Source organism: Devosia sp., from assembly GCF_028290645.1.
GTDB lineage: Bacteria > Pseudomonadota > Alphaproteobacteria > Rhizobiales > Devosiaceae > Devosia_A.
Genome location: NZ_JAQGJL010000363.1, coordinates 1 through 19622 on the forward strand (window position 1 = coordinate 1; position 19622 = coordinate 19622).

Consider the following 19622-nt stretch of genomic DNA (forward strand, 5'->3'; position numbering starts at 1 on the left):
TGCCGATATCTTGCGCGAACTTCAGAATATGAAGCTCGGGCGAGGGTCGCAGCCTGCCCGGACACCCGCGCGACCACCTATCCCCGCTGCACCGTCCATTAGTTCAAATCAGACGCTCTTGACCTCGATACAGGCGAAGGCGCCGGCATCATCAGGAGGGGGCTCAAGTCGTGCACAATCTCAATCGTACACATCGCGCACGTCGCCTCCATCCAACCCGCCGGCTCAAAAGTCAGGTGGTGTGAACTGGTGGTTGCTCGGGCTGATTGCGTTCGGCATCTACATAGTCGTTAAGGCCATCGCGAAAGTCTAAAGGCGTACCGGCGAACGGTCACCAGCTCGCTGTAACCGTGGACAAACGCGGGAATGGTTGGTTGCTATCGGGGCAGCGCAAAGCGCACGGTCAGCGACGCGCCGTCACCCTGTGCAGGTTCGAAAACCACAACGTCTCTCCCGCTGATGACGGCTCGCAGCGAGGCGCAGCAGGATGGCATGCGATGGTTGGGGCCAGGATAGCCGCCAAGTTGCCTATGGAGTTCCCCGGCATTGATTTCGACGTGGGGACGACCTTGTTTCTGAGCCCGTGCCAGCAGCGTGGTGATCGCTGCGGAAAACGCAGTTGGATTGAGAGTTATGCGCTCGGCTTCGCCGATTTTGTCGTTGGCCGGCTTGGTTAGAACCTCGGTTAGGGACGCTGTGATAATGCCGGTGGGAACGGCGATCAAACCGATTCCGATTACCGCAACGAAGCTGGCGAATACCCGTCCTAACAAGGTGATCGGGTAGACGTCACCATAGCCGACGGTCAGCATAGAAATCGACCACCACATCGCGCGAGGGATGCTTCCGAACTTTTCCGGCTGGTCAGCGCCCTCAAGCGCATAGAGACAGGCCGCCGCTACAAGCATGAGGAGCAGGCCTATCCCGAGGCTCACGCCGAGTTCGTAGCGCCGCAGGCTGATGGCCCTGGAGATGGCGCTTGCCGCAGCTGAGTAGCGCCCGATCTTCGTCAACCTGAGGATACGCAGGAGCCGCAACAGGCGCAGCACATATGCCTCGCTGCCGATTGCACCGAAGAACAATGGCGACAACGCAACGAGGTCAAATAGCGCGGGGGGAGTTAGTGCAAACCGAACAATGCCGCGGATGCCGCCACCAAAGCGTGGATCTTCGGCACTGGCCCATAAACGAGCGAGGTACTCGACCAGGAAGACAATGCCGAAGGTCATCTCAATCAACTGGAAGGGACCGGCGAACTGCCCGGCCACACTCGACTCGCTGTCGACAATTACGAAGGCGATCGATGCCAAAATTAGCGCAATAAGTGCCTTGTTGGTGCGAGAAAGCCGTCCGTCTCCAGCAAGTCCCCCGACGAGCTCCCGGTACAGACGAGCGCGGAACGTGTCGTGTGAAACGACTTCAGCACTGTGGTGATCGTTCACCGGCAAACCTCTTTTCGTAAAAGGACTTATGAGCCATAGGTCGCACCGCCGGCGAATTTGCTCGCTACGCATACAGGGCTGCGAGCGGAAGTACACTCTGTGGATCGTTCTGACGCTGGCGCCAGCCCGGCGGGCGGGCGAGCGATAACAAGGTGGTGCAGAGGCTCTCGAAACTCCCCGTGCCGGGAAGGTGTGCCGAACTTTGGAAGGCGCCGCGACGCGCTTGCGCTTTTTTTTGTCGCGCTGCGAACGATTTGCCACGGGTGCAGCGGCCAAGGTCGAGTGGCGATGCCACATCACGCGCCCGGGCAAGATGTAAAACGGGTAAAGTCCGATCTGGGCCAATAATCAGCGCGCGCTCGTCCACAGCAACGGCACGTCCCCATCCACCGTCAGCAACTTAACCGTCATCGCGGCCGGCGCCTCACCGCTGAGGATCGCCTCAACCGCGTCCGGCGCCAGAAACGCCAGGTTCACCACCCGGCTGACGTACCGGTCGGTGACCCCTGCCCGCTCAGCGATCTCCCGAAAGGTTGCGGCCTTGCCACTGGCCAGCTCCTCGAACCACGCCCGCCCGCACGCAACGGCGCGGATCAGCGCGTTGTCGTTGGTCCGGCGATCAGTGGTCCGGTGCGACGCCTCGACGACCAGCCGCGTCTCGACCCCGTGCCGCACCGCAGCCATCGGTACCTCGAGCACAACCAGCTGGTGCATCTGCATATCATCGCCCAGCAGCCGCCAGCGCAGCTCGGTCGGGTTCAGCTCGATGCGCAGCTGGTCCTTGCTGATCTGAACCTTGTCGACCAGCTGCTCGAGCAACGCCCGCTGCTGCGTCGGCAGACCCTGCTGCAGCTCAACCGACAGCACCTTGCCAAGCCCGAGCGCCGTCGAGACCTCGCTCGGCGTAGCTGCCGTCAGCCCAAGCGCCGTCATCAGCCGCGGCTGGTCGGTGAACAGGCTGACGATCGCATCGATCACCACCGGCTCGATCTCGGTCGCCGCCAGCCGATAGCTGCTGGTCGGCCGGTTGTGTGCACCACGGGCGGCCGATGCTGTGCTGGCATAGTACCGATAGCGCTTGCCGCCCTTCACCGTGTGGGTGGAGGTCAGCTTGTTGCCGAACTCATCGACAACGAGACCGCTGAGCAGGCTGGGGTGTTTTGCATTGACCCGCTTGCGCTCGCCCTGCTGGTTGACCCGCAGCAACTGCTGCACCCGGTTCCAGGTTGGGCGGTCGATGATGGGCCGGTGCAGACCCTTGTGCTTCTTGCCCTTGTGTGAGACCGCACCGGCATAGAGGGCGTTGCCAAGGATCTTGTAGAGGTGGCCGCGGGTGAAGTGCAGCCCACCCATCTGCCGGCCGGACTTTGCGACATAGGACTTGGTGGTGAGCCCGAGGGTGCGCAGCTCCTCCTCGACCAGCCGGACATTGCCGAGGTCGAGATAGAGTTCGAAGATCTTCCTGACCGTCGTGGCCTCGGCCTCGTTGATGACGAGAGCCTTGTCCCTGACGTCGTAGCCGAGCGGAATGGGTCCGCCCATCCACATGCCGCGCTTCTTCGAGGCAGCGACCTTGTCCCGGATCCGCTCGCCGGTCAGCTCGCGCTCGAACTGTGCGAAGCTGAGCAGCACGTTCAGCATCAACCGGCCCATCGAGTCCTTGGTGTTGAAGGACTGCGTCACCGAGACGAACGACACCCCGTGCTGCTCCAGCGTTTCAGCGAGCTGGCCGAAGTCGGTGATGTTCCGGGAGAACCGGTCGATCTTGTAAAAGACGATGACGTCGATGTCTCTGGCCCGGACCTTGTCCATGAGCCGGCTGAGACCGGGGCGATCGGTGTTGCCGCCCGAAAAACCACCGTCATCGAAGTGGTCGGGAACGAGGGTCCAGCCCTCATGGGCCTGGGATTTTATGTAGGCCTCGCAGGCCTCGCGCTGGGCTTCGAGCGAGTTGAAGTCCTGCTCGAGGCCTTCTTCGGAACTCTTGCGGGTGTAGATGGCGCAGCGCAGCGGTTTGTTCGGGGTCGGCTCACGCATCGTCGCTGACCTTCTCGCGCTTCGTTCGACCGACGCCGAAGAAGGTGTGGCCGTTCCAGCTGGTGCCGGTGATTTCCTTGGCAATGGCCGACAGCGAGGTGAAACGCTGACCGCTCCACTCAAAGCCGTCCGCCAGCACCTCAACGGTGTGCACGGTCCCCTTCCAGTCGCGGATCAGGCGGGTTCCGGCTCGCAGCCGGCGCGGTGCGTCCGCGGTGGTGAACCCATCCGAGGACTCTGCCTCTGCGGCGATCTTCAGCAGCTTGCGACGCGTAGCCGGTGCCAGACCGCCCAGCGCCCGTTCCTGCAGCTTGTACGCAATGGCACGGATCAGCAGGTCGCGGCGGAAGCCGGCAGGCGCCGCAGTGCGATAGAGCTGCCGCCAGCGCTGGCGCAACGCATTGAGGTCGAGCTGGTCGAGCGCTGCGATCTCGGACCGCAGCGCCTCGGCTCGGGTCGGCGGACGAGCTGCGGCCGGCTCTACCGGTGCACCCGGCGACAGATCGACAGTATGCAGATCGTCCGCCATCAGCTCAGGCCCCGGCGCTCTGGCGGAGGGCCGCAACGTGATATCGGCGCGTCCCCGAGCCGTCCTTTTCCGAGACCAGCTCCAGTCCCAGCCGCTTCCTCGCCGCTCCCGACATCCAGCCGCGCACCGAGTGCGGCAGCCATCCAGTCGCAGCCGTCATCTCATCGAGCGAAGCACCCTGCCGCCGGCGCAGCAGCGCCACAATGGCGTCCTGCTTCGAGGTCTTCGCCGCGGCTGCAGGCTGTTCGACCGGCGCCGTTCCCGGCTCGATGCCGATGCCAGCCAGCCCGGCGTCGGTGATGACCAGCGTCACCCCCGCGCCATCCACCGCGCGCCACACCACGTCAGACTCAAGCGCCGACGTCTCGGCCACCAGCCCGGCGCCGAGCAGCTCTCGAACCATCTTGTCGACCATCGCTTCAGACACTTTCAGCGTCTCCGGCACAGGAAGCACACGCAGATCGGTACGGGACGCCGCACCAGCAAGCACCGATCGCTTCATATCGTTAAGTTTCGAGGGCATTACGCTTCTCCTCATCAGTTCAGCCGAAGCGGAATTGCTCCGGTGTACTGAGACGAGCCCGGGGTAGATTGCCGGGCCGAGGGACGCTGCTCTCACAGCTCGAGCAACACCATGCTCCGCTTGCCAGCACAGTCCAGTGGAATTCGGGAAGGTTGACGCTCACCGCTTATGTCGCCGCGGGCAGGGCAGCCGACCCAGCACAGGTCCGCCGCAGCCGCGCGGATGGCAGACGAGGATAGAAAGCCAGTGCCAGCTGCGACGCAGCCGAGTGGCCGATCTCGCGTTGTGGCGCGAGTCAGGCTGTGCGATTCTTGACCCCGCCTTAAGCCCTTTGCGGCGAGAGTGCCGGTAGCGAAGAGGGCGCGAAATGGCTGAATTCTCAAAGATCGAATGGACAGACCACACGTTCAATCCCTGGACCGGCTGTACCAACGTCAGCCCCGGCTGCGACCACTGTTACGCGGAGGCCTGGTCCAAACGGTCGGGGCACGTGAAATGGGGCAACAATCCCCGGAAGCGGACGACTGAGGCCTACTGGAAGGGCCCCCTCATCTGGCAGTCTCGGGCCGACCAATTCGCCGCGCAACATGGTCGGCGGCAGCGCGTGTTCTGCGCCTCCTTGGCTGACGTGTTCGACAACCAAGCGGACAAGGCCTGGCGCGCGGACCTCTGGGACCTCATTCGCCAGTGCCGCGGCCTCGACTGGCTGCTGCTCACCAAAAGGCCCCAGAACATCAGGAAAATGCTGCCCGCCGACTGGGGCCCTGATGGCTACCCCAACGTGTGGCTCGGCTTCACTGGTGAGGACCAGGAGCGATACGATCAGCGGTGGCACCACCTAGCGGCTGTACCTGCCGCCGTGCGGTTTGTCTCCTACGAGCCTGCCATCGGACCGCTTCGGCTCGACCCCGCGGCGCCGGTACAGCCCGATTGGATCATCTCAGGTGGTGAAAGCGGCCCTGGCGCTAGATTCATGGATCCGCAGTGGGCGCGCGACATCGTCGCGGATTGCTACTCCCTAGGCGTGGCCCCGTTCTTCAAGCAGTGGGGTCGCTATGAGAACCACCCCCTGGTTTCGGAAGGCGGACGGTCGATTGACGAGGCAAAAGAGGCGGATACCTTGGGCAAGGGCGGCGGGCTTCTTGACGGGCGCCTCGTTCGAACCTTTCCTGACGCTCGCGAAGAGGCGTTCAAAGTCGCCTAGTGGCTGGCGTCGGGGGGATTGGGCGTGGCGCGTGGACAGTTCAAGTGGGTGCCAGGCGGCGCGGCGCCTAAACTGGAGCGGCATAGCAACGCCAAGCTAGACCTCTTAGAACTGTACCTTCGGAATTACTTCGACACCGTCGTTGTCGACCCGGCCCAAGAGCGGATTGCCATCTCCTTCGTGGATGGCTTCTCGGGGGGAGGCAAATACACCGATCGGGACGGGCAGCAGCGCAGCGGCTCGCCTTTTGTGCTTCTGAACGCCGCCGCGGAGGCGGGACAGCGCTTGAATCGAGGGCGCGTCAAACCTCTCACAATCGCACCCCGCTTCTACTTCGTCGACAGCAGCCGAGGCGCCGTTGATTACCTCCGGGCAGAACTCGAGCGCGATGGCTATGCCGACGCTCTGAAGACGGGGGAGATACTTCTTTTCAAGGACCAGTTCGAAGCGATCAGCCCCAAGATCATTGAGGACATCAAAAGCCGGCACCGCGGCGGGCGCTCAATCTTCGTGCTCGATCAAAAGGGGTGGAGCGCCGTCCAGTTTCTGACGATTCGGACGATCCTCGAGACGCTTCCCCGCGCTGAAGTCATCCTCACGTTCGCCGTCGACTGGTTGATGGCGTACCTGAACGATGGTGAGGAGTTTAAGCTCGCTTTGGCCAAGGCTGGATTCGGGGAAGCTCAGATCCGGCGATATATCGAGGCTCGCGGTCTGCCGGGCTATCGTTACATCATTCCTCGGCTCCTCAGGTCCGACATTCAACAGCTTACCGGCGCGGCATTTTTCTCCCCCTTCTTTCTGCGTTCGTCTCAGGCAGACCGAGACCTTTGGGTTATCCACTTGTCGAAGCTGACGACTGCACGGAACGTTATGGTCGCCTCGCATTGGCAGATCAGCAATGCGGCGGCCATGACAACGGGCTCGATACACCAAGGCCCGGCAGGTCTAAAAATGCTGGGTTTCGACCCTCATTGGGAGGATGCGCTGCCCATGGACTTCACTTTCAACGAGACAGCGGAAGCAGCGATCAGCACCGCCCTGGGCAACGAACTGCCACAAGCTGTGGCGGGTCTCGACGATGGCGACCCGCCTACGATCGAGTTTCTGGGGTCTCAGCTTGCGAACCATACGGCAGCTACCAAGGAGCAATTGGAGACGGTGTTAGTCGAACTGCATCGAGCCGGCGAACTTGACCTGCTGACACCTAACGGGGGCAGGAAACGCGGGGCGTCGCTAAGCAAGTTGGACAGGGTTCGCATCCCCCGCCAGGGCAAGCTTTTCACGTTCTAAGTTGCTGCCATCTGAACTGACGCGCGATGCCAAAATGAAATCGCGGGCTACATGTTGGCGAGCTAGTCGAAAGCTTCCTTTGTCATGATCACAGGCATTTCATAGCTGCTTGCACTGCGACCGCGCGCTGGCTCGCACCGACTACGAACATTCTAAGTGAGCCCCACACCCTAACCTCATTTGCCGGTGGTTCTCTTGCACTTTTGCTGCTGCTGGCCCATCTCAATCTTCCGTGTGAGGGCGTGTGCGTGTGAATACTGCTGAACTTGACTTTTTGGTTAGTCGCCGTGGTCGTGTTGTGGCTTTCGCGACCAATTTGGGTGCCTTTCGCAGACAACGAACTGATGCGCGAGATTAGGCGGACGACCATTTGCAGGGGACTACTACTACCACGACTGCGAGACCGCGACGGCTTCCCGATGGGGCAACGGAGGCGTGAAGCCCTCTCTGTCAAAAGCGGACCTTTCGACAACGAGCGCCAATGCTTCGGCACTGCACGCTAGTGGAAGGATCTCCTGCCCGACGAGGCGAGGATACTTCGTGTACAGGTCTGGGCGGTGGGGCAGGTCGTCTTTGCGCCGGCACCGTTATTGGGCGATATGGCCTACCACAGGGTCAATCGCCTGAATCGCACGAACCGCGCATCCTGTTCGCCCTCCAGCTTCACGCCTCCGTTGCCCATGGGGGAGCCGTCGCGGTCTCGCAGCCACGATGAGGATCGACGGGTCCTCCTCGGATGTGGGTGCGATGCGGGGCAGCAGCAGCGCACTACGGGAGCAGCTACGGGACTATTTCCCGATGGACGTGCTCGAACATCAGGAAAGGCCGGTAACCCCCTGAACGTTGGCGCTAACCTCGATGCCCATGTCGCAGATCGGAAGCGATTGGCAGAAGACGTCACGCGGAGACCCGCAGAACTCCGGGATCGAGGTAGCAATGGGCGGTGACGACAACGTGAGGAAACCGCCACAAGTGATTGGGCGTGGCCCAGAGAGGCGCGTCTGTGCCGGTTAAGTAGTGATTGGGCGGGCAAGTCCCCCCTCCGGCCGGTAACCTCAACTACAGCTGCCGGTGGACAGGAAACAGTGACAGGCCGATCATTGGCGGCAGGAGGCTGCAGGAATGATCGTCAACCGTAGCAAGCTCGCCAAGTTCATTGGGGTCTCACCGACCAGCGTTGGTCGATGGGTAGATCAGCGCATGCCGGTTGAGGCCTTCCCGGATGGCGGCGAAACGCGTCGCGCCTGGCGGTTCGATACGGTGGCCGTGCTTGAGTGGCATAAGCGCCGTGCAGCACGCTCCCGATCGAACGAGATGGCTCAGGCGCTGGCTGACGCGAAGCTGCGGGAGAAACAGGCGGCGGCTGGTCTCAGGGAACTGGAGCTGGGGCAGCGCCTGGGCGTCATGGTTCACGTCGAGGATGCGAACGGGGTGTTCTGCGAGCAGCTGGCAGTGGCGAAGAGCCGGCTCAATCAGATGCCTTCCCGCCTCGTCGATCAACTCGCCACAGAGACCGATGAAGACGCCTGTCGTCGAATACTGCAGGAGGAGCTGGAGGACATCCTCTCGGTTCTCGACGCGGAGAAGATAGCGACGACGCTGCGGACGCCGGGATCACTGTAGCGGCTCTCATGCTCGCGTCCGAAGGCGCGCAGCTGGCGCCAATTTGCATCGACCGTCCGCGGCACGGTTTTCATCATGGCTTGAAATCGGAGGGTATGAAGGGGCTGCAGAACGAGGCCAACCAACGCCCTGGGCCGGTTGGTACTCGGAGCGAGTGGGCGCCGGCCTCGTCGTCAGCTAGAAGGCGACCTGAAGCGCCACGATGATTCCCGCCCATGCAAGCGCAGAAAACGCAATACCGGCAAGCAGCGTCCAGCCTTTGACTGTAGGCCGAACCTTAGGCGCGGCGGTGGATCAGGTCTGTAGAGCACGCGAGCAGCTTTCAACTTGAGCTGCGAACGTACAATAGAGGCCGTTCCGCCAACGTTACGCCAGCGGCCGGCGTGCCGGGGGGCGGTATTTCACACCACTGATCGCGGCGGCCCGCATCCGCGGCCTAAGCTTCTGTCGTCGGTGATGCCCATGGAGTGGGCGGCCAAGACGTGCGCTCTCGGCAGGATGCGGCTAAACGGCGGCTACGCAGTACCAGTCGCCGCCCACAGGAACCTAGGCCGGCACCGGTTAGCAGGTGGTTTCCTGTCAATGCGTGGTTTTGCGAAGGTCGAAAATGCCTGGCGGAACGTTGCGAGGAGTTTGCCCCCGTCCAACCGCTCTGCTCGTTGCTACATTGCAATCGAAATCAGTTCACGTGGCTGGATTACCACCGAGTACAGGAACTATCCGCAGTTGTGGGGGACCACCAAGCGGAGGTCCACGCCAATGACATCGACCCGCCCTTTCGGGCACCTCAACAGCAAATCGGCGGTCCCAGCCCATGAAGCGAGGCAACGGGCGTCCTTGCTCCCAGAACCTGCCCCGGATCCGGAGATCGACCGCCGAGCCAGCCGGCGCCTGCTCTTCGACTGGCTGCGCTACGCGGGCTATGGGGCCCTCGTCGTTGCCGGGCTCGCGGGGCTGCGCAGCATCAACGAGGGACCGAGTGGCCAGACAGCAGCTGCAGTTGCCACGTTGCCAAGTACGGCAGTTTTGGCGCCAACATGCACGTCATGTTTCAGGACAACTGGATGATCTCGCGGGCGCAGTTCGGCCTCGAGTGAGACGACGACAAGCGCCCTAGCTGGTACGCTGCCCGATGGCGCTCCGCACCAGCCGGCTCACCACTGCGTCGTCGCTTTCTTCGGGGAGACGCGCCGCTTCGATGGCGGCAAGAACCTCGTCGTCGACCCGGATCGCCCAGTTCCCGTTCGCCCGACGCGGCGTCCCGCTCCGCAGCTCGTAACCCGGTAGGGTCTGCTCGCTAATCAGGCGGTAGGTTTCGGTGCTCACGAGCAGAATGGGCATCGGGTGGTTCCTCCAAGGGGCCAGGGGCGCGGGTTTCATTGCCCAACAGGCTTGTTCCCGGGGAGAAGTCGACGAGTTCCTTAGTGTCCCAGTTGTGTCAGTTCGCGACCGAAGGTTTTCAAGTGCCGCAGGTGCACGTCATCGACGGCGAGCGCCATTTCGGCGTGAAACAATTCCCAGAGCAGGGCATGGTACTTGATGGCGAGGCCGGCAACGTCGCTGGCCGGCGTGCGCCGGATGTGTTCGGCAAGATCAAGGGACGTGCTGACGGTGTCTGACCATTGCCGCCACGCGGTGTCATAGCCGACCTCGGCGCGCACCTCGTCGAATGAGCGGTTGCGCCGTCCGTTCGGGAGGAATGCTTCGATGCCCCTGTCTTTGCACAGCCGGTCGGCGAGAGCTGCGAGTCGCCGCACTTGCCGGTCCAGTCGGCCACAGCGGTGGCGGAAACGGTCGAGTTCAGTGCTCAGAATAGGCAGTTCGGTATCCGGTGGCGCGGCGCCAGCACAAGCGGCTGGGGCCAGGGCCAGGGTCGCGATCGAGGCGGCCGCGCCGACCACGACCCGCCGGCGGGTGATGCTGCCTGGGAGAGTTCGCGCTTTCATGGATCACCCTGACATCGATGCACCTCGTGGTGATGCCCAACGACCAAGCCAGTGAGCCGGTGGACAAGTCCAGGAGAAGCCTCACCGAAGCGACACGGTTATAGCACCACCGTTAGTTCCTTGAGGAAGTCGTGGATCTGCACAGAAATTCCCTTGAGCAGGGAATTGGAGTTGGCCTTCTCCTCGAAATAGCTTGCGACGCTTTCCAGCGGATGCATCACAGAAATTGTATCGGCAACGGTGTCAGTGAGCGCCGCGGACAGTGAAACCTCCGGTCCGGCCGGCGCATCGAGGTAATCGGCGACGGGCTCAACGGGATCAAGGCCGAGGCGGTTATGCGCTCCGGAGCCGAGGCTGAGGCTTGGCCCCCCAATGACAGCCCGTGAGTTCTTTACCGAAAGCAATTACGCTAAGCGTACGAACCCGAACTGAATTCAAATGGGGCGGATGCCGCGGGGGGCCTTGGCATCCGCCCGCCCTGTCGTCGGTGTGGATGCGATCTAAGGGCGAGCTCAGTGTTGCAGGAAATGTTTGAGCCGTGAAGCGGTTGCTCCACAACGTTCAAAACGGGCCGACACGTTCTTTGGCTGGATGTCGCAAGTTCAGCAGCAGCGCCGACCGGACCAACAAGTATCCGCGGACCGTCGATGCCGCGAAGCGCCCACGCTGCACGTCGGCTATCCTAGACGGCGCGCAGGGCGCGGCCGATTTCTCTGGCTTACCACCGGCCATACGCTGGCGCCCGCAGGAGCTGATCTTCGTCGCCATCGACCTGCCGCACTGACGGAACGATGGCCGATCGCAAGCCGGCGGCGGACGTCGTCTCGAAAAGGCGCGGCACGACAGTCAGTCGTTATCGGACGTACCAGGCAAGAGGGGCGGACTAACTCCTGATCAGGATCCGGGCCGAGCCATCGCGCTTGACGACGTTGATCGCCGTCTCTGGGCCGGCGCGGCGTACCGCGACGTCCAACATCGCCTCGGCGACCACGAGCTTTTGCAGCAGGATCTCGTCGAGAAAGCTGGGCAGCACAGCGTGGTCAAACGAAATCTCGGCCGTAGACGGATCGAAGACCATCCCCAAACAAGATCGCAACAGTGAGAAAGGCACCGCCGCGGCCCAGGCCTGCGGCGAGCATGCGACGGGATAGGATGTCGGACTTTGGCCGCTCTTGCGCGGAAAGCCACAAAACAGCTCGGGCAGCCGACGCAGATCGGCGTGCGCGGATGCGGCAAACAGGCCTTCGAAAATGCGCGCGGCCTGTCGACGAAAACCGTAGCGGGCAAAGCCCGCCGCAATCATCGCATTGTCGTGGGGCCAGACAGAACCATTGTGGTAGCTCATCGGATTGTAGCGGGCTTCCGTGGTGGCCAAGGTCCTGACACCCCAGCCGCTGTAAGAGGTGGGTGCCATGAGGGCCGCGACGACCGGTGCTGCTCGCTCAGCATGTGCGATGCCCGTATACAGGGCATGCCCGGCATTGGACGTTTTCACCCGACAAGGTTTTTTGGAGCCGTCCAGTGCCAGGACATAGGTGCCGAGTTCGGCGTCGAAAAACGCCGCGTCGAAGTTTTCGCGCAGCGTGCGTGCGCGCTGCAGCAGTCCCGCCGCCCGTTCGTCATCGCCCAACTGCCGAGAGATCTGGCTCGCCGCCCGAAACGCACCATAGACATAGGCCTGCACCTCGACGAGGGCGATCGGGCCGCCCGCTAGGTTCCCATCGGCATGGAATACGGAATCGTGGCTGTCTTTCCATCCTTGGTTGGCGAGTCCCCCGGGCCTCCCGCCGCCGTATTCAATGAACCCGTCGCCGTCGCGATCGCCGAACTTGTCGATCCACTCGAGTGCCGCCTCGATGTTGGGCCACAGGGATCTGACGGCCTCAAGATCGCCCGTACGTTCGAGATAGGCCCCGGCAAGCATGACGAAGAGGGGGGTAGCGTCGACGCTGCCGTAATAGCGGCCAAAGGGCACCTCGCCGAGCTTTGCCATCTCGCCACCCCGTGCCTCATGCAGGATCTTGCCGGGTTCGGCCTCGCTGATAGGGTCGAGCTCACGGGCCTGCAGCGCCGCCAGATGCTTGAGCACGCCGAGAGCGATCGTCGGGTCGACCCATAGCATCTCCATCGCCGTGATCAATGCGTCGCGCCCGAAAACAGTACTGAACCAGGGTATCCCGGCATAGGGGTACGGACCGTCGGCCGTCGAGGTGACTAGCATGTAGAGATCCGCCAAGGATCGGTGCGTTGTTTCGTCAAACACTTCATTGGAACTCGCTACGCCGGCGGCACGCGAAGTGCTCGAGCGCAGCGCGCGACGAGAATCGCGCATGGCACGAAAGAAGTTGCCGCGGCCTGACGGCCGGTTGTCGGCAGGTCCGCAGTGAACCTCGATGAAAACCGAGACGGTTTGACCCGGCTGCATCTCGATCTCGAACGTCGCCTGGTTCGCGGAAAGCCGGGTTGGCTCGGGATCGAAGCGAAGCACAGTCTCACGGCGCTCGTCGTCGAGGCCAGTATATGCCAGGTGCACCTCTCGCCCGGTGATGATCGGGGGATGCGCCGCGCCGCGCCGCGGGCGATGGCTGCCCCTGACCTCAAACAAATCGGCGAAGTCGGATGCGAACCAGATCGCGAGAGAAATGTGATGCAGCACCTGGTCGAAGTTGCGAACAGCGAGGCGCTCGTAGCAGGTGCCCTGCCACAAGAACCGTGATCGGCGGACGTGGATGAGGTCGTGCTGCAGTGCGACCTTGCCTGGCGCGTCGAAGAAGTCCGGGTTGGTCAGGTCGCAGGTGAGCATGGCATTGTCAGCCCGCATGCTCGAACTCAACAGCAGCGGGCGTTGCCCGCCGATGGTCAGATAGAGCTGCGACAGGTGCCGTGTGTCGCAATGGAAAATCCCCTCGGGTCGGCCAGGAACCGATAGGGCATCACCGTTGTGATCGAACACCGCGAAGCTATCGTCGTGCTTGAGTGTACGGGTGCGGCGCTCTGGCAGCGAAACCGACGCTGGGATGATGCCGGCCCCACCCTCGAGGCCAATGTCAGGCACTTCGCTCATATGATCCTCTTCCTGTTAGGGAGAGGTGACGGTCTGCAGCCCCCGATTGTCATCACGTTGCGTGCCCAGCCGCGGGACGGCGGCAGATAGCAAGTCAGCATAGATGCTTAGGTAACCGTCAGCCATGTGTTCGGCGGTGAAACGGCGCTCGAAAGCGGTGCGCACGGCGTTTCGATCAAGAGTAGATAGGCGGCTCACTGCTTGAATCGCTTCGTCCGGATTGTCGACGACAAAACCGGTAACCCCGTCCTCGACGACTTCGGGTACCGATCCTTGCCGGAAAGCGACAACTGGCGTGCCGCAGGCCATGGCTTCGATCATCACAAGCCCGAACGGCTCGCGCCAGGTGATGGGGAAGATGAGGCCGAGAGCCTTTCCGAGGAACTCGGACTTCTGCTCCTCGGTCACCTCGCCGATATATTCAACGTCGGGCGTTCGCTCGACGATTGGCCCGATCACCTTGTCCCAATAGTCGCGGTCCATGACGTCGATCTTCGCAGCAATCTTCAGCGGCAACCCCGCCCTGGCAGCGATCTCGATGGCGGTATCCGGCCCCTTGTCAGGCGAAATGCGTCCCAGAAAGGCAAGATAGCGGCCCTCGCCACCACCTTGGCAGAGCATGTCGCGTGGTAGTCCGTTATAGACCGTGCCGGCCCAATTGAGATGCGGCATGGGCCGGCGTTGATCGTCGGAAATTGCGGCAAGCGGGATGTCGGAGAAGTGCGAGAAGAACCACTCGAGGCCCTGGTAATCGATCCGACCGTGGAGCGTGGTCAACGTCCGGTCCTGTAACGGACGCACCAGCGGGAAATGCAACAGGTCCGTGTGGAAATGCAGAATGTCGAACTCGTCTGCCCGCTGCATCACATGGTCCAGCATGGTCAGATGGTATGGCATGATATTGCCGAGCGACGGCTCAAGCCGGAATGCGCTCGGTGAGCCAGCCACGAGTTCGGCAGAGGTCACGGAGTCACCGCTAGCGAACAGAGTCACCTGATGGCCGCGCCGCACCAATTCCTCGGTGAGAAAGGAAGCAACACGTTCCGTGCCGCCGTAGAGCTTGGGCGGGACGCTTTCGTATAAGGGGGCGATCTGAGCGATCTTCATGACAGCGCCGCACTCCAAAGGCTGCAGACGCAGGCAGCCGTTTTGTGAAGAACTCGCAGATGCTGCGTCTGGTTTCGACAGAAAGGTAGAGTCTCGACCTGCGCCGGTCAGCAAACCTCAATCGAGTGCGCGAAATGCCATGTTTCGTGCCTGCATCCAGTGCTGTCCGGTACCGATTTTTCGTGCTTCGGGAATGCAGCGCTAAAGCACATGCACCGTGCCGCGTGACGAGGACACGTCTTGCGGAATGCCGTCCGTCCTTCCTTATTTGCTCTATCGAGATTCAGACCGCAGTTGCCGATTGCCGATGAACCCCGCATTCCCGTAAACGGCAACCCGAGCAGTGAACAAGGCGGACAGGTTCAATTGCCCTGCCCGCCCAAACGGGCCGACGACAAGCCCCGCGACACCGGGGCGTGCATCAAGCAGGACAAACAAAGTTAGTCCCCAAACGCACAGCCCCGACTTCGCGCTGGGCAACCACTGCGGCGCCATGGCCGCACGGCAGAAGCTGTGGCTCGGAACCAATCTCCGGAAAGCTTATTTCGGAGTGAGAGCCTGCCTCATCGGAGTGCTGAGTGACCAAGTCGAAATACCGAAGGCAGGTTGCCGCCCTGCCCGTTCGTCGGATCAAAGGCGAGTTGCAGGTCTTGATGATCACGTCTCGCCGGTCCGGTCGTTGGCTGATTCCCAAAGGCTGGCCAATGCAGCGACGAACTGCGGCGGAAGCTGCAGCGCAGGAGGCTCTCGAGGAGGCGGGAGTGGTGGGAAAAGTCACCAGCCGACCCCGTGGGCGCTACCACTACATCAAGGTTTTCGACGATCAGACAGCGGCACCGTGCATGGTCGACGTCTTCGTGATGAAGGCCGTCAAGCAGCGGGATAAGTGGCGCGAAAAGAACGTGCGCAAGCGTCGCTGGATGAACCTTTCACGAGCCGCGAGATCCGCCCATGAGCATGGCTTGGCCGATCTGCTTCGGCAGTTCGCCAGAAAGCCCTACTCGGACGCCTAGCGACGCCTTGGGGAGGTGGGAATGTCACTGTTCAAGAAGTACGGCTTTGCGTGGGTGACCCTAGGATTCCTGGTGATTAGCCTAATCGGGCACTGGGTCTTCGGGTGGTTCGCCTACGTCGACGAACAGATGACCCACGGCGCTCCGATCCACGTGAGCGGGTATGTCGTCGAACTGCTGCGCCAGACATTTGAAAACTGGCAATCCGAGTTTCTGCAACTCCTCTGGCAGGTCGTGGGCCTCACCCTTCTTCCCTATGTGGGCTCACCCCAGTCGAAGGAAAGCGAGGATCGGTCGGAGGCCAAGCCCGACGCAATTCTGCGCCGGGTGGACCCGGATGGAGCCGACAAAGTGCTCGCAGAAATATCCCGGAGGTTCCCCGACAAATGACCGCAGACACGAACGAGGATGGATTTGTGGCCACCCGATTTGGCGGATGCAGATGCGGAGCTGTTCGCTACGAGTTGCGGGGCGAACCGTCGGTCGTTGGCCTTTGCCATTGCACGGATTGCCGCAAGGAAACGGGATCCGCATTTCTCGCCTACGCCGATTGGCCCCGGAACGCGATCCGCATCGCAGGCGAATTCTCGACCTTCCAGGCACGAAGCTTCTGCTCCGTCTGCGGTTCTCGGCTCTTCCATCTTTCTGAGGAGCACGCCGAGATCTGTGTCGGCTCGCTCGACGACGCTCCGACCGGCTTAAGGCCGGCTCGCGAAGGGTGGATCATTCGGCGCGAACACTGGTTGAACCCGCTCGAGGATACTCTTCAAGCGGAAACCGATCCGGAACCCAGTACTGTGGAGCAGCACGCCGGCGAGACGTCAGAGATCGGCATGATCAAGCGCAAGCTCCAGGAAACCGCGGTCCGTGCGCACTCAACCGACCAGTCCAAGCCACCGGCCGTGGAGGGTGAACGGCGGAAGCAAAACCGGGCCGACGGCTGAGAGGGTCGAGCGTGCGGATCGCCACCTACAACGTCAATGGCGTAAACGGTAGACTTCCTGTGCTATTGCGGTGGCTCGAGGCCACGCAGCCCGACATCGCATGCCTGCAGGAACTGAAGACATCCGATGAGAAGTTCCCGATCGCGGCCATCGAGAGTGCGGGATATGGCGCGATCTGGCACGGGCAGAAATCCTACAACGGCGTGGCCATCCTCGCCCGCGGCGAACAGCCCCATGAGACCAGACGAGGACTGCCTGGCGATCCCGATGACACCCATAGCCGGTACCTCGAGACATCAGTCGGCGAGTCGACTGTTGGTTGCATCTACTTGCCGAACGGCAACCCCGCTCCCGGTCCGCGCTTCACGTACAAGCTGCGCTGGTTCGAGCGCCTGAACAGCTACGCCTCTTCCCTGATCAAATCGAAGCGCCACGTGGCCCTCTGCGGAGACTACAATGCGGTCCCCACCGAGCTAGACGCCTACCGCCCCGAACGATGGGTTGGAGATGCGGTCTTCTTTCCCGAAACGCGATCGGCCTATCGCGCCTTGACCGACCAAGGGTGGACCGATGCGCTGCGGGAGCTGCATCCGGGCGAAGCGATTTACACCTACTGGGACTACTTTCGTAATGCCTTTGGACGCAACGCCGGCTTGAGGATGGACCATCTCCTTCTTAGCCCTCAACTCGCTCCCCGGTTGGCGGCGGCGGGAGTGGATCGGGATATTCGAGCTATGGAGAAAACCAGCGACCATGCTCCGGTCTGGGTAGAGCTGAGCTGATTAGTTCAACCCATCAGGCCCGCAACTTTTTCGAGCCGCGGAGATTGTTTCGAGAGCTTCACAAGGAGTCTCGAAATGACTATTCCCTCCGACCCCGCCCAACGACAGCCCAAGGGCGACCACAACCGCCGGCTATCATTGGGGATCGACCCCGAGCAATTCGCTGCGGCAGCGGGAATCTCCGTCGAAGAACTCAGGGACTACGAGAATACTTGGCCGGACCACGCGTTCAGCCCGATGATTGCGCAACGCGTCGGCGAAGCGCTCGAGCGGCTCGAAGAGGTCCTGCCGAACTCCGAAGCTGCCGGAATTCGGCGGATTCAGGAGGGCGGGGATACTCTGGCCGCTGACGGTGTTTCCTTACCGCCTGACCCGTCGATCGAGCAGTCGATACGGGATACGGCGTACTACCTCTGGGAGAACGATGGTCGCCCAGAAGGCCGGGACGACGAGTACTGGCACCGTGCGCGTGAAGCCTGGCTCGGTCAGCAGACGCTCGACAGCGCCTTCGAGGACGCTGTCGAGGAAACTGATCCCGAAATTGAGACCAGGGATCGGCCGGCTGGAGCCGGCCAGCAATGACCGCTGCAGATCGATCCCGAACCGCGAGCCCCGACGGCATATTGAAGCTACCGGGCCGCGAGGGCTGCTGTTGGATCGCCCGATCAGCGGCGACCGCATATCCCACTCTCGATGCCTCGCTTCACGCCGACGCACTGGTAGTGGGCGCAGGCATCGTCGGCCTGACCGCCGCCCTTCGCCTGTGTCAGGAGGGTCGCTCAGTCATCGTGCTCGAGGCGAGACGGGTCGGCCGGCAGGTTACGGGCCGTTCTACGGCGAAGATCACCACCCAGCACGGGCTGATCTATCGACACCTGACCGACATGCTTGGCCGGGAACAGGCGCGAATCTATGCCGAGGCGAACGCCGCGGGGCTGCAGCAAATAATCGAGTGGATCGAGCGCTACGACATCGACTGCGACCTGGAACACCGGGATGCATATGTCTTCGTCGACCACGGCGCTGCGACCGAACAATTGGCGTCGGAAGCCGACGCTGCGCGTGCCGTGGGCCTGGTGGCCGATCTCCTCAACCGAGCCCCCCTGCCCTTCGCCACCGGCGGGGCGCTACGGTTCTCTGACCAAGCCCAGTTCAACCCGCAAGCCTACCTGGCAGGGCTCGCAGCGGCCGTGACATCGGCAGGCGGCCAAATCTTCGAACAGAGCCCGGCCGTCTTGATCGACGAAGCGGCCCGCTGGCGTGCGGTCACCAGCGGAGGAAACGTACACGCGGAGTGCATCGTCGTTGCGACAAATATGACGGTGAAATCACCGGTCGGCATGAGCAAGCGCACACAACCGCGCATGCATGCGGTGATGGCTTTCCGCATCGCACAGGCGGCAGCGCCGGCTGGCATGTTCATCTCGGCCGACGCACCCACACATTCCATTCGCGTCGGCCGCGATGATGTCGGCCCGCTATTGATAGTGCTAGGTCCGAAATTCAACACCGGCCAGGACGGCGACGTGAGCCGGCGCTTTGTGGAATTGGAGAGCTGGACGCGTGCCCACTTCGCGGCCGGAGACATTGTATGGCGCTGGTGCAACGAGGACTACGACACCGCCGACCGTGTCGCCTATGTAGGTGAATCCGATCCGGACAAGGCTCCTGGCTTCTATATCGCCACCGGCTTCAACGCCTGGGGGATCAGCAATGGAACGGCAGCTGGCTTGCTGATCGCGGACCAGATCGTCGGCCGCAGAAATCCATGGGCGCAACTCTATGATCCCCGCCGACCGGCCCCCGATGATTTCAACCAAAGCGGCGACACGCAGTCGATGGTGGCCAGCGTCGATGACATCCGTCCGGGTGGCGGTGGCGTAATCAAGGCGGGTGAAGAAAAGGTCGCCGTCTGGCGCGACGACGCGGGAAGCCTGCACGCCATGTCCGCCAGTTGCACGCACAAGGGCTGCACGGTGACCTGGAACAATGCCGACCGTACCTGGGATTGCCCTTGCCATGGCTCGATGTTCGAGGCCGATGGCACGGTCATTCACGGTCCAGCCAAAAAGCCTCTGAAGGCCGCCAGGCTGCCGACTCCTCTGCCGTGCTAGG

General features: G+C 62.3%; 19 protein-coding genes. 10 read left to right on the forward strand and 9 right to left on the reverse strand.

Translation table 11 applies throughout. The features are described 5' to 3' along the window. Nucleotides 1-377 precede the first annotated feature (377 nt). From JWQ89_RS19215 to JWQ89_RS19230, 4 genes are all read right to left on the reverse strand, one after another. Nucleotides 378-1442: a potassium channel family protein gene (locus tag JWQ89_RS19215; protein ID WP_299643667.1), complete on the reverse strand. Its 1065-nt coding sequence runs from the start codon at nt 1440-1442 to the stop codon at nt 378-380. Nucleotides 1443-1790: 348 nt separating this feature from the next. After that, nucleotides 1791-3479 (reverse strand): recombinase family protein, encoded by a 1689-nt coding sequence (locus JWQ89_RS19220; protein WP_299643669.1) that lies wholly within the window; start codon nt 3477-3479, stop codon nt 1791-1793. Further along, nucleotides 3472-4008 (reverse strand): DUF2924 domain-containing protein, encoded by a 537-nt coding sequence (locus JWQ89_RS19225; protein ID WP_299643672.1) that lies wholly within the window; start codon nt 4006-4008, stop codon nt 3472-3474. Before JWQ89_RS19225 ends, JWQ89_RS19220 begins: the two co-directional genes overlap by 8 nt. Before the next feature lie 4 nt (nt 4009-4012). Then, nucleotides 4013-4531: a DUF3489 domain-containing protein gene (locus JWQ89_RS19230; protein ID WP_299643674.1), complete on the reverse strand. Its 519-nt coding sequence runs from the start codon at nt 4529-4531 to the stop codon at nt 4013-4015. Between the two features lie 367 nt (nt 4532-4898). Between JWQ89_RS19230 and JWQ89_RS19235 the strand changes: the two genes are divergently transcribed. From JWQ89_RS19235 to JWQ89_RS19245, 3 genes are all read left to right on the forward strand, one after another. Beyond that, complete coding sequence (locus JWQ89_RS19235) at nt 4899-5735, forward strand: DUF5131 family protein (RefSeq protein WP_299643677.1); 837 nt, start codon at nt 4899-4901, stop codon at nt 5733-5735. Between the two features lie 24 nt (nt 5736-5759). Further along, on the forward strand, nt 5760-7028 hold the full coding sequence (locus JWQ89_RS19240; RefSeq protein ID WP_299643679.1) for a three-Cys-motif partner protein TcmP: 1269 nt from the start codon (nt 5760-5762) through the stop codon (nt 7026-7028). A gap of 1122 nt (nt 7029-8150) precedes the next feature. Next, entirely contained in the window at nt 8151-8651 is a 501-nt protein-coding gene (locus tag JWQ89_RS19245; RefSeq protein WP_299643680.1) for a terminase small subunit, read from the forward strand. A gap of 1113 nt (nt 8652-9764) precedes the next feature. Here JWQ89_RS19245 and JWQ89_RS19250 read toward each other — a convergent pair. The 3 genes from JWQ89_RS19250 to JWQ89_RS19260 form a co-directional block, all read right to left on the reverse strand. After that, complete coding sequence (locus JWQ89_RS19250) at nt 9765-9992, reverse strand: hypothetical protein (RefSeq protein WP_299643682.1); 228 nt, start codon at nt 9990-9992, stop codon at nt 9765-9767. Between the two features lie 80 nt (nt 9993-10072). After that, entirely contained in the window at nt 10073-10597 is a 525-nt protein-coding gene (locus tag JWQ89_RS19255) for a hypothetical protein (protein ID WP_299643684.1), read from the reverse strand. 98 nt (nt 10598-10695) lie between these two features. Further along, on the reverse strand, nt 10696-11001 hold the full coding sequence (locus tag JWQ89_RS19260; protein ID WP_299643686.1) for a hypothetical protein: 306 nt from the start codon (nt 10999-11001) through the stop codon (nt 10696-10698). 179 nt (nt 11002-11180) lie between these two features. Between JWQ89_RS19260 and JWQ89_RS19265 the strand changes: the two genes are divergently transcribed. Next, entirely contained in the window at nt 11181-11381 is a 201-nt protein-coding gene (locus JWQ89_RS19265) for a hypothetical protein (protein WP_299643688.1), read from the forward strand. Between the two features lie 99 nt (nt 11382-11480). Here the strand turns inward: JWQ89_RS19265 and JWQ89_RS19270 are convergent, their stop codons facing one another. Both JWQ89_RS19270 and JWQ89_RS19275 read right to left on the reverse strand, forming a co-directional pair. Then, the gene (locus JWQ89_RS19270) at nt 11481-13661 is read right to left on the reverse strand and encodes an amylo-alpha-1,6-glucosidase (RefSeq protein ID WP_299643690.1); all 2181 of its coding nucleotides are present in this window, start codon (nt 13659-13661) and stop codon (nt 11481-11483) included. A 15-nt stretch (nt 13662-13676) separates the two neighbouring features. Further along, complete coding sequence (locus tag JWQ89_RS19275) at nt 13677-14768, reverse strand: glycosyltransferase family 4 protein (protein WP_299643692.1); 1092 nt, start codon at nt 14766-14768, stop codon at nt 13677-13679. A gap of 578 nt (nt 14769-15346) precedes the next feature. Here JWQ89_RS19275 and JWQ89_RS19280 point away from each other — a divergent pair. The 6 genes from JWQ89_RS19280 (at nt 15347) to JWQ89_RS19305 (ending at nt 19621) form a co-directional block, all read left to right on the forward strand. After that, nucleotides 15347-15781: an NUDIX hydrolase gene (locus JWQ89_RS19280; protein ID WP_299643694.1), complete on the forward strand. Its 435-nt coding sequence runs from the start codon at nt 15347-15349 to the stop codon at nt 15779-15781. 21 nt (nt 15782-15802) lie between these two features. Next, nucleotides 15803-16171 (forward strand): DUF6766 family protein, encoded by a 369-nt coding sequence (locus JWQ89_RS19285; protein WP_299643695.1) that lies wholly within the window; start codon nt 15803-15805, stop codon nt 16169-16171. After that, nucleotides 16168-16725, forward strand: a complete 558-nt coding sequence (locus JWQ89_RS22560) for a GFA family protein (protein WP_366144023.1) — start codon at nt 16168-16170, stop codon at nt 16723-16725. Before JWQ89_RS19285 ends, JWQ89_RS22560 begins: the two co-directional genes overlap by 4 nt. 11 nt (nt 16726-16736) lie before the next feature. Then, nucleotides 16737-17507: an exodeoxyribonuclease III gene (gene xth, locus JWQ89_RS19295; RefSeq protein WP_299643697.1), complete on the forward strand. Its 771-nt coding sequence runs from the start codon at nt 16737-16739 to the stop codon at nt 17505-17507. A 75-nt stretch (nt 17508-17582) separates the two neighbouring features. Further along, the gene (locus tag JWQ89_RS19300; protein ID WP_299643699.1) at nt 17583-18089 is read left to right on the forward strand and encodes a DUF2934 domain-containing protein; all 507 of its coding nucleotides are present in this window, start codon (nt 17583-17585) and stop codon (nt 18087-18089) included. Continuing rightward, nucleotides 18086-19621: an FAD-dependent oxidoreductase gene (locus tag JWQ89_RS19305; protein WP_299643702.1), complete on the forward strand. Its 1536-nt coding sequence runs from the start codon at nt 18086-18088 to the stop codon at nt 19619-19621. Before JWQ89_RS19300 ends, JWQ89_RS19305 begins: the two co-directional genes overlap by 4 nt. The last annotated feature ends 1 nt before the right edge of the window (nt 19622 follow it).

Coding starts and splice junctions, on each gene's coding strand:
- JWQ89_RS19285 (WP_299643695.1), top strand. CDS start 15,803: ATGTCACTGTTCAAGAAGTACGGCTTTGCGTGGGTGACCCTAGGATTC.
- JWQ89_RS19275 (WP_299643692.1), bottom strand. CDS start 14,768: ATGAAGATCGCTCAGATCGCCCCCTTATACGAAAGCGTCCCGCCCAAG.
- JWQ89_RS19270 (WP_299643690.1), bottom strand. CDS start 13,661: ATGAGCGAAGTGCCTGACATTGGCCTCGAGGGTGGGGCCGGCATCATC.
- JWQ89_RS19305 (WP_299643702.1), top strand. CDS start 18,086: ATGACCGCTGCAGATCGATCCCGAACCGCGAGCCCCGACGGCATATTG.
- JWQ89_RS19250 (WP_299643682.1), bottom strand. CDS start 9,992: ATGCCCATTCTGCTCGTGAGCACCGAAACCTACCGCCTGATTAGCGAG.
- JWQ89_RS19255 (WP_299643684.1), bottom strand. CDS start 10,597: ATGAAAGCGCGAACTCTCCCAGGCAGCATCACCCGCCGGCGGGTCGTG.
- JWQ89_RS19220 (WP_299643669.1), bottom strand. CDS start 3,479: ATGCGTGAGCCGACCCCGAACAAACCGCTGCGCTGCGCCATCTACACC.
- JWQ89_RS22560 (WP_366144023.1), top strand. CDS start 16,168: ATGACCGCAGACACGAACGAGGATGGATTTGTGGCCACCCGATTTGGC.
- JWQ89_RS19230 (WP_299643674.1), bottom strand. CDS start 4,531: ATGCCCTCGAAACTTAACGATATGAAGCGATCGGTGCTTGCTGGTGCG.
- JWQ89_RS19300 (WP_299643699.1), top strand. CDS start 17,583: ATGACTATTCCCTCCGACCCCGCCCAACGACAGCCCAAGGGCGACCAC.
- JWQ89_RS19245 (WP_299643680.1), top strand. CDS start 8,151: ATGATCGTCAACCGTAGCAAGCTCGCCAAGTTCATTGGGGTCTCACCG.
- JWQ89_RS19225 (WP_299643672.1), bottom strand. CDS start 4,008: ATGGCGGACGATCTGCATACTGTCGATCTGTCGCCGGGTGCACCGGTA.
- JWQ89_RS19235 (WP_299643677.1), top strand. CDS start 4,899: ATGGCTGAATTCTCAAAGATCGAATGGACAGACCACACGTTCAATCCC.